The organism is Alteromonas genovensis (assembly GCF_010500895.1).
In the GTDB taxonomy this organism is placed as follows: Bacteria; Pseudomonadota; Gammaproteobacteria; order Enterobacterales; family Alteromonadaceae; genus Alteromonas; species Alteromonas genovensis.
On the sequence record NZ_JAAAWO010000019.1, the window covers coordinates 1 to 7,665 of the forward strand.

Sequence of the window (7,665 nt, forward strand, 5' to 3'; positions counted from 1 at the left end):
AAATAAATTGAGCCAGTCTTGCACTTCTCTTCGTTGGTGTCGCTGCATGGGTATTCTCCTTAGCAAAAAAAGAACACCATGCCGTAGCTAATTTATGAATTGAATGTGGGGATTACCGGACGGACACGATGTATTATACAACTTTAATTTTCCGAGATTCTGACCTGTTTGAACACGGCCTTGTCTCTATTGAAGGAAGTTTTAGTATTGTCGTTATCTAATACAAGAATCAGGTAATTAACTCTTCCTGTAACGTATCTACCAATTGGAAATTTAATTATTGGTGATGCTGCTGAATAATAGTGTTCTGCCCGCACTCCCCAAGCCTGTTTGCCATAAAATTTAACTACTCTCGAGCTATTTAACTTAGTGTCTGTTTCGAAGCCAATTCCAACTACCTCTGGGTTACCTTCTACTTCAAGCTCTAACTTTAATACAGAGTCTTCCGTTAATGTGTAACTAATAGGAAACATCTGCCAGTTGTTACCGGTTAGAGTTACAGTATTGTCATCGGTAATTATAGTAGTGCCGTAACGAAATTGTTTTGGAAAACCAGTATGCTCTATTTCGTTTGCCTTGAACTCCCACACCGCTGGCGGCCGTTCGATAACTGCGCCCAAGGTTACTTCTGACGAGAAGTTAGGAATTTTGAATTCCTCTGTTACATATAACTTTAGCTCGGGTGAACTTTGCAGTAACTCTATGTATGAAAAATCATCGGAATAGGGGTGTTCAACAACGTTATCTAAATTAAATTCGTATCTTGCGTCACCTGTATTCTCATTAAAACAAAGGTCGTTAGTGCTTGTACTGCCTGAGTACTTCTCTTTATCGAAGATACAATGCCCAACAGAATAACCAGTTTTTTCAGTAAACATGATATTGTTTTGCGTGGTTACCCAGAATGTGGAGTCGTTATTAACTCTGGATGCAGCAATACCGTTACGCTCTACATCAATAACATTTTCGAAAACAAAGGTTCTGCCAGCCGGTTTAGAAATTAACCCTCCTGCTTTAATTGCAGTCCACTCTTTGCCTGTTGCATCACCTAGATTATGTATGTAATTGTGAAAAATATAGCTAGGTCCTAACGTATTGGGCGCTATACTTACGCCAGCGTAGCCTTGTTCCATCTCATTGTCGTAAACCAATACGTTTTGTTGGCCGCCATCAATTTCTATTAGGTCGTCATTAGCATAGGCTAGGTAATTACCATAAATTGCAGAATTCTTTACGAAGCCGCCGCGCCGTTCAAAGTTTTTTCGTCCCTCAATCACATCGTTAAATCTATGATTAGGAGTGCCATAAAAGCGATTGTTTCTAACAATAAACTCACCTCTATATTTATCACTGTCATGATATGCCCAAACTTGAAGCGCGTTTGCACCTTTAGGGTGCCCCACTGCCCAGCTATTAGCGCCCAAATTGGGGCTGTGTACCTCACATTCTTCAATTACCGCTATACCGCTTCGTTCTAAGTAGATACCTGAGTCATAATTGATAGGGGAGTTATTAGTAGTACTTGAATAGGCTACTCCGTCTCTAATATCAACGGCCTCTCTACCATACTCCGATATATTGCATCCTTTAATCCATATATGATGCGCCTTTTTAGCGAATATGCCGTAACGACGTCCGCCTTTAACAGTGAGATTTTCAAGCATAACATACGAATTGTTACCAATGTTAACCGCGGCTAGTACGTCATTTCCGACTTCGATAATTGGTCCATCACCAATAACTTTGGCGTAGCCATTAGCGCTGCCTTCAATGTTAAGCGCTTCTAAATCCAATTGGCCGCCAGAGTAAATTTCTGAAAGGTAATAAATTTTATTTGGGTCGATAGGCGGGGTGTTAGGCTTTGTTGTTGTTTGAAAAGTATGTTCAACCACATCCCCATTTATATCTATAACAGTCACTTCTATGTGGTACCTAGTGTTTGCTTCTAGATACACTACGCTTCCAGCGAACGAGCCATAAATAGGCTCCCACGCTAGGTCTAACCCTTTACGCCAATAACTATCATCTTCGGCTCTAAATTTAACGGTGGCAATACTTTCTTCATCCTGGCCGTAAATAACTAACCCTATTGAGTTAATAAGTGGGGTAGCGGTATCCTCAAATCCAGATGCTGATGCAGCAAATGTTATTGATGGGTCTAGCCCGGCGCTAATTGCAGCCTCGTAAATATCACTTTTGCTTAAATCAGAGTAAGTTGAGATTATCTTCATCCACTTAGCGGTATCTATTGGATATGAGGCGAATAAGGCAGAGGCTTGATTTGCGTTTATATTTTCATAACGTGCTTTTTTTTCATTTTCACTCGTTGGTGAGGAAGGAAAAAGTACTTGTTGCGTATATAGATTGGCTAACTCATTTCTATACTTTTCCACAAAAGGTTTTAACCCTTTGGGGCCGCTGTAATTAGTTAGTAGCGTCTCTACAGTATTGCTATCGTTGATATTAGCTTTTACATAACGATATAAAATATCTCCGGGTTGTCCGCTTTTGGTGTAATCGCCGCTGTTCTGGTTCAGGCTGGCGCAAGAAACAGACAAAAAAGTTAGCAAAACAACAATGATAAAACAAAAAATAGGATGCTTTTGGTTGTCAGCGTGCATGGTATATCCCTATATATTGAAAAATACAAAAAGAAGAGAAAGACTGGGGTAACACTTAAAGGGTAGTGCTTACAATATCACGTAGCAAGGTGCTTACAGGGTTCTTTACATACAAATGTTATTTCAGCTTTAAATAACGTTAAAAGCACACATGTTTATCAAAGTGATAAAAGCGGAACCTAAATTGCTTGCTATAAACTAGGTCAAGTAATTCTCGGTTATGTCGTAAACAATCTACCATATGTATTTGGTATACTTGGGCAGAATGTGGGACAGAGCAATTGCCTCTATGCACAAAAATGGATGTTTTATGAAGAAAAAAATTGCCGTAATTCACCCTGAAGCAGGGTTTTCATCAAGCGGCGGATCTCAACTAAGTGCGTATGAAATGGCAGAACACCTAGCATTATTTTTCGATGTGAAGTTACTGAGTTCATCAAATTGCAGCGAATATAGCGTTGTTATACCGTGTATTCCCAGAGGGAAAGTGAAAAAAGCCCAGCGCAATAAAACCATCGATTGGTTGCTAACGCGCTTTGTTTCTAACCCATCTTTGCTTATCGAGTCGTTAACCAGTTTTCTCACTTACACGCCGTATTTAATGTTTAAGCGATGTGATGTCATGTACCCCAATAATGATTATGGAGGCTTGGCGGTAGCAGCGGTAATTAGAAAGCTATATAAAACGCCCATTCTTTATACCGAAAGGGCTGGGATGGTATCGAACGGTAAAGTATTACGCCGCAACTTAAAGTTTAGGCCCGACTGCTTGGTTGTGTTTAACCAAGAAACCAAAGAATATGTTCATTCTATAGCATCCGAACAACGGGTGGAGATAATCCCTAATGGTGTAAACTTAGCTAAATTCAGCCCGCAGGGCGAAAAATATGACCATGGTTTACAAGGGAAAGTGCTATTAACGGTTGGGGCGTTAAATAGGCAAAATCATAAGCGTATCCATTTAGCCATTGAGGCAGTGAGCCAGTTAACAGACGTTTCGCTACTTATCTGTGGAGATGGTCCTGACGTTCAGTATTTTAATGATCTTTGTACTCAAAAACTTGGAGTACATCGGTTTAAGATAGTTAAAGTTGAATTTGCTGACATTCCTAACGTTTACCGTTCAGTTGACGCCTTTACGTTACCATCGGAAGACGAGCCCTTTGGCCGTGTCTACTTAGAAGCAATGGCAAGTGGTTTACCTGTTGTCGCTACCGATGATTCCATGCGCAAAACTCTAATAGGCAAGGCCGGTGTTGTTTGTGATGTTGAAAATATTAAAGAATATGCTGCAGCAATATCCACTACACTAACAACCGATTGGGCGAGTGCGCCGATAGAGCAAGCAGCTGATTTTAGCTGGGAGAGTGTAGCTGAACGCTATGCAGCGGTAATAAACAGTTTATAGAATCTTTGCTCTTATATAGTAAGTGCGCTGTTAACTTCATTAACGGCGCACTGGTTGTGTCAATGTCGCCTACTTACCGAATTTACGACGAAGTCTATCTTTACCTAGTATAACTCTTACTGTGGCAACCAACCCAGCCTCGCGCACAGAGAGGCCAATCCAGCTTAGTTTGTTTTTCTTTTTGCCAATTTGGCTAAGAATTTGGTTAGCAACTCGGTCATTATAAGCTTCTTTACCTAAAAGTGTTTTGTGCTTTTTAAATGCCTTTAGTCTCGGAAACACTTTCTCCAGTGGCATATTAGCTACTTCGGTAGAAATACTAACGTGACCTCTGCGGTAAAAATAAATATCCTTAGGGATATTCTTAAAAACAGCATCTTCTAAAGTAATACGAACGAAGAAATCCCAATCTTGGCTGTTTTTTAGTTCTTCATCAAACATCAGCTTTTTAGCTAATGAAGCCTTGCACGTAACGCCACTCATTCCGCAGAATTTATTACCTTTTTTGATTACATCAGTGGTGATAACTTCTGTTTCGTTAATGTGAATTTTATCGGGTGTTTCTAGGAAACGATATCCACAAGTAACGGCATCTGCATCCTCATTATGTACCTTAATATGCTGCTCTAAGTAATTTTTATCCCAAACATCATCATCATCTAAAAAAGCGATAATATCTGAAGTGGATTTTGATATTCCTAAATTTCTAGCCGCGTTAGCCCCCGAGGCTACGGGTACCTTTATATAGTCAAATTGTTCACGAGGAAAAAGATTCAATACTTCTTCATAACTTACCGATGAACCATCGTCTATAACGAACACTTCTTTTGGCACAACAGTTTGTTTAAGTACGGCTGCTAACGACTCTTTAAGGTAGTCGGGCCTATTGTGGGTGGTAATAATAACAGAAACTGTTTTAGGCATTCGTTAATCCATTTATTTAAATACTAGGGGCGTTCCATTCATTGTATTTATAGTGGCATATTTAGCGTGCCTTTGGCTACATTTGCATGCCCTCTTTTAATAACGGTTTTAAGAGTAAAGCGTAAGATTTGGTTAAATGATGTTTGTCCTTAAACTTGACTAGTCTATTCTCTAAAACAGTACTGCATGTATCGTTTGGACAAAATTCTTCAGAAAAATCCAGTACCACATCTAAATTCTTGGTCAGAACTGGCTTTACTTCCTCGTCATTATAAAAAGCTGCTCGTGATATTGAGCACTTGTCAGAGTTTTTGACTTCCAAGCATAGAGGGGGATCGAATGTAAACCAAGGATTATCCCTGATTCCGAAAATCTTCGTGTCGGGTAAGATATTTTTAATATGTCGCCAACTCTTTAGATATCCAATTGGAATCCGTTCACCCTGAGGGCCGTTTCTCGTTACGGTGGTTAATACTATATCTGGTTCGAGCTCGGTGAGCCGCTTATGTAAATTATCATTCCAATCTAAACAGCTCTGCGTTGGTTGATAACCAAAGTCCATTGACTGAGTTAGACTACAAGCGCTTTTGACCATTAAATGAATCTTGTATCCTTGCTCGAGGGCAATTTCCTTTAGTGGTGAGAGCCATTGTGCTGCATGAGAGCCACCAACTAGTGCAATGGTAATATCACTTTCTTTATTTCCATATTCACATTCAACAACAGAACTGTTCTGCATATTCTGTTCGCAATTGTTAAAGTAACTTTCGCGCATATCCTGTTTAATAACGGTTCCGTGTGGAAACATGGCATTATTCGGGATTAAGCTAATGTCTTTATCTTTGTAAAAGCTATTTAGAGCTTTCAGCGACGGTTTTTCATAGAAATTAAATACACTAAAGATACATATGATAAAAAGGCCGGAAACAACCATGCTTCCTAACGAAAAGGCATAAGTTTTTCTATCGCTGTTTACAAGGGTGTTATTTCTTCTTATAGGGGCTTCAATGTATTTAGTACTAATAAATGCAAATATGGCACTGGACACTATTACAATAAAACCTAGCAGGTTAAAGTTTACATTCGTATTGGTGTATTGGAAGAGTAGCAAGTAGATTGGCCAATGCCAAAGGTAAAAAGCAAAGCTAAAATCGCCCAGCGAAGTAAGGCCACGCCATTTTAAAATAGAAAAATAAAGTGATTTACTTGTTACGATGATTACGCATGCAGATAGCACTGGTATTAACGCTACTACGCCTGGAAGCGCATAATTCTGCCCCCAATAGAACCCGAATCCTATTATTGCAATCACAGCTAGAAAATTAAGTACCGTGGCACTCCGCTTGCTAAAATGAAATTTTCCACCCAAATGATATAGCAACAAACCAGCTGTAAACTCCCAAGCTCTAGCTATAGTATCGAAATACGCCCATTGGGGGGATGCCGAAGTAGAATATAGTGAATAACTAAAGGAGCTGGCGAACACAGCGAGCAAAATCGCAGTAACAATATATTTAATGTTAACTGCTCTTTCTAATTTTCTTGCATATATATACAAAATTGGAATGCAGATATAAAGCTGCACCTGAACGGACAATGCCCAGAACTGTTGAAAGAGGCTTTTGCTTTCGCCTTGTCTAAGGTAGTCGGATCCGCTGGATGCAAGATACCAATTCTCTATAAAAAAGAAGGTGGAAAATGCATTCTTAATCTCCATTTTATAGCTAACAAATGGGGTGACGATTAAGATTACAAGACAAGTGAAGCAATAAACGGTTATAGCAGTGGGAAGGATGCGTCTTAGGGTTTTACAGTAGTAAGAGGAGACTTGATTCCAACTCAAGTTATCAGATTTATTGAGTGTGTAGGCAATGAAGTACGCTGAAACAACAAAAAATATATCCACACCACCTGAAACACTGCTAAACCAAATGTGATAAACAGCGACTAACAGTGCCGCAAGTGTTCTAAGCCCTTGTATTTCTGAAATGTAACTTTTGGCCATATTTTATCCTGAGAATTATGTTCGTTTCTTTCATTTGAGAGGTGTTATCGCTGTATAAATTATATTTACAATTTACTGTTTTAAGTAAATAATATTACGTCAATTTTTAAGATTTAATGTTGGCTATTTTTAATTTTCCTAGTGCGCAATTTAAAAACTGATTTTTCTCCAGAATTTAACGATAGTAACCAACGATATTCAATTTAATATTTAAATTTTTATTTTTTAATGACCTACTTATTATTAATCGAATCTTTTACGTCGTAAATATTCGATTTAAATAGGAATTTTCTTGTATCGAATACCATGGACGCATATGGTTATTGTCTCGGTAGAAGAAGCCCCTTTTTTCATCTCTTGTTTTGCACTGTTTGTTTTTACAGAGGTAGGAAATTGGGTCAATAATGTTTATATTGTCAATGTTTTTTAGTTTAGTTAAAGCATCTTTATGTTCGGAGTAATTCAAACGGACTTTAGCTTCTGAAATACTATCAGGCAGCTTATTACGAGATGCAAAAACGGGATCAAATTCTTTCCCCTTGGGCTCGCCAGTTAATATAAAAACTTCAGGAATATTACTCCGCGAATTCAAGTTCGAAGTGCACCACTCACTAAATTAGGCCGCTCCGCGTAATTGATTAAATACAACTTCAGGTTGTTTGTAACCAAGGCACTTCCTTGGTCTCAAATTCAGAGCACGTTGTGCT

At 38.8% G+C, this 7,665-nt stretch carries 5 protein-coding genes; 1 reads left to right on the plus strand and 4 read right to left on the minus strand.

Features of this window, described 5'->3' with window-relative positions; genetic code table 11:
* Positions 1-143 precede the first annotated feature (143 nt).
* Complete coding sequence (locus tag GTQ48_RS17195) at positions 144-2,621, minus strand: right-handed parallel beta-helix repeat-containing protein (RefSeq protein ID WP_203565296.1); 2,478 nt, start codon at positions 2,619-2,621, stop codon at positions 144-146.
* Positions 2,622-2,931: 310 nt separating this feature from the next.
* Here GTQ48_RS17195 and GTQ48_RS17200 point away from each other — a divergent pair, with 310 nt between their 5' ends.
* Positions 2,932-4,029: a glycosyltransferase gene (locus tag GTQ48_RS17200; protein WP_163107770.1), complete on the plus strand. Its 1,098-nt coding sequence runs from the start codon at positions 2,932-2,934 to the stop codon at positions 4,027-4,029.
* A 69-nt stretch (positions 4,030-4,098) separates the two neighbouring features.
* On the opposite strand, the gene GTQ48_RS17205 is transcribed toward GTQ48_RS17200, so the two are convergent.
* From GTQ48_RS17205 to GTQ48_RS17770, 3 genes are all read right to left on the minus strand, one after another.
* On the minus strand, positions 4,099-4,953 hold the full coding sequence (locus GTQ48_RS17205; protein WP_163107771.1) for a glycosyltransferase family 2 protein: 855 nt from the start codon (positions 4,951-4,953) through the stop codon (positions 4,099-4,101).
* A 76-nt stretch (positions 4,954-5,029) separates the two neighbouring features.
* A complete protein-coding gene (locus GTQ48_RS17210; RefSeq protein ID WP_163107772.1) occupies positions 5,030-6,958 on the minus strand; it encodes an acyltransferase family protein in 1,929 nt (642 codons plus the stop codon).
* A 256-nt stretch (positions 6,959-7,214) separates the two neighbouring features.
* On the minus strand, positions 7,215-7,550 hold the full coding sequence (locus GTQ48_RS17770; RefSeq protein ID WP_239060179.1) for an SGNH hydrolase domain-containing protein: 336 nt from the start codon (positions 7,548-7,550) through the stop codon (positions 7,215-7,217).
* Between the last annotated feature and the right edge of the window lie 115 nt (positions 7,551-7,665).

Bases quoted from the DNA above. Each gene is read 5' to 3' on its own strand.
- GTQ48_RS17195 (WP_203565296.1), bottom strand. From the start codon at position 2,621: ATGCACGCTGACAACCAAAAGCATCCTATTTTTTGTTTTATCATTGTT.
- GTQ48_RS17200 (WP_163107770.1), top strand. From the start codon at position 2,932: ATGAAGAAAAAAATTGCCGTAATTCACCCTGAAGCAGGGTTTTCATCA.
- GTQ48_RS17205 (WP_163107771.1), bottom strand. From the start codon at position 4,953: ATGCCTAAAACAGTTTCTGTTATTATTACCACCCACAATAGGCCCGAC.
- GTQ48_RS17210 (WP_163107772.1), bottom strand. From the start codon at position 6,958: ATGGCCAAAAGTTACATTTCAGAAATACAAGGGCTTAGAACACTTGCG.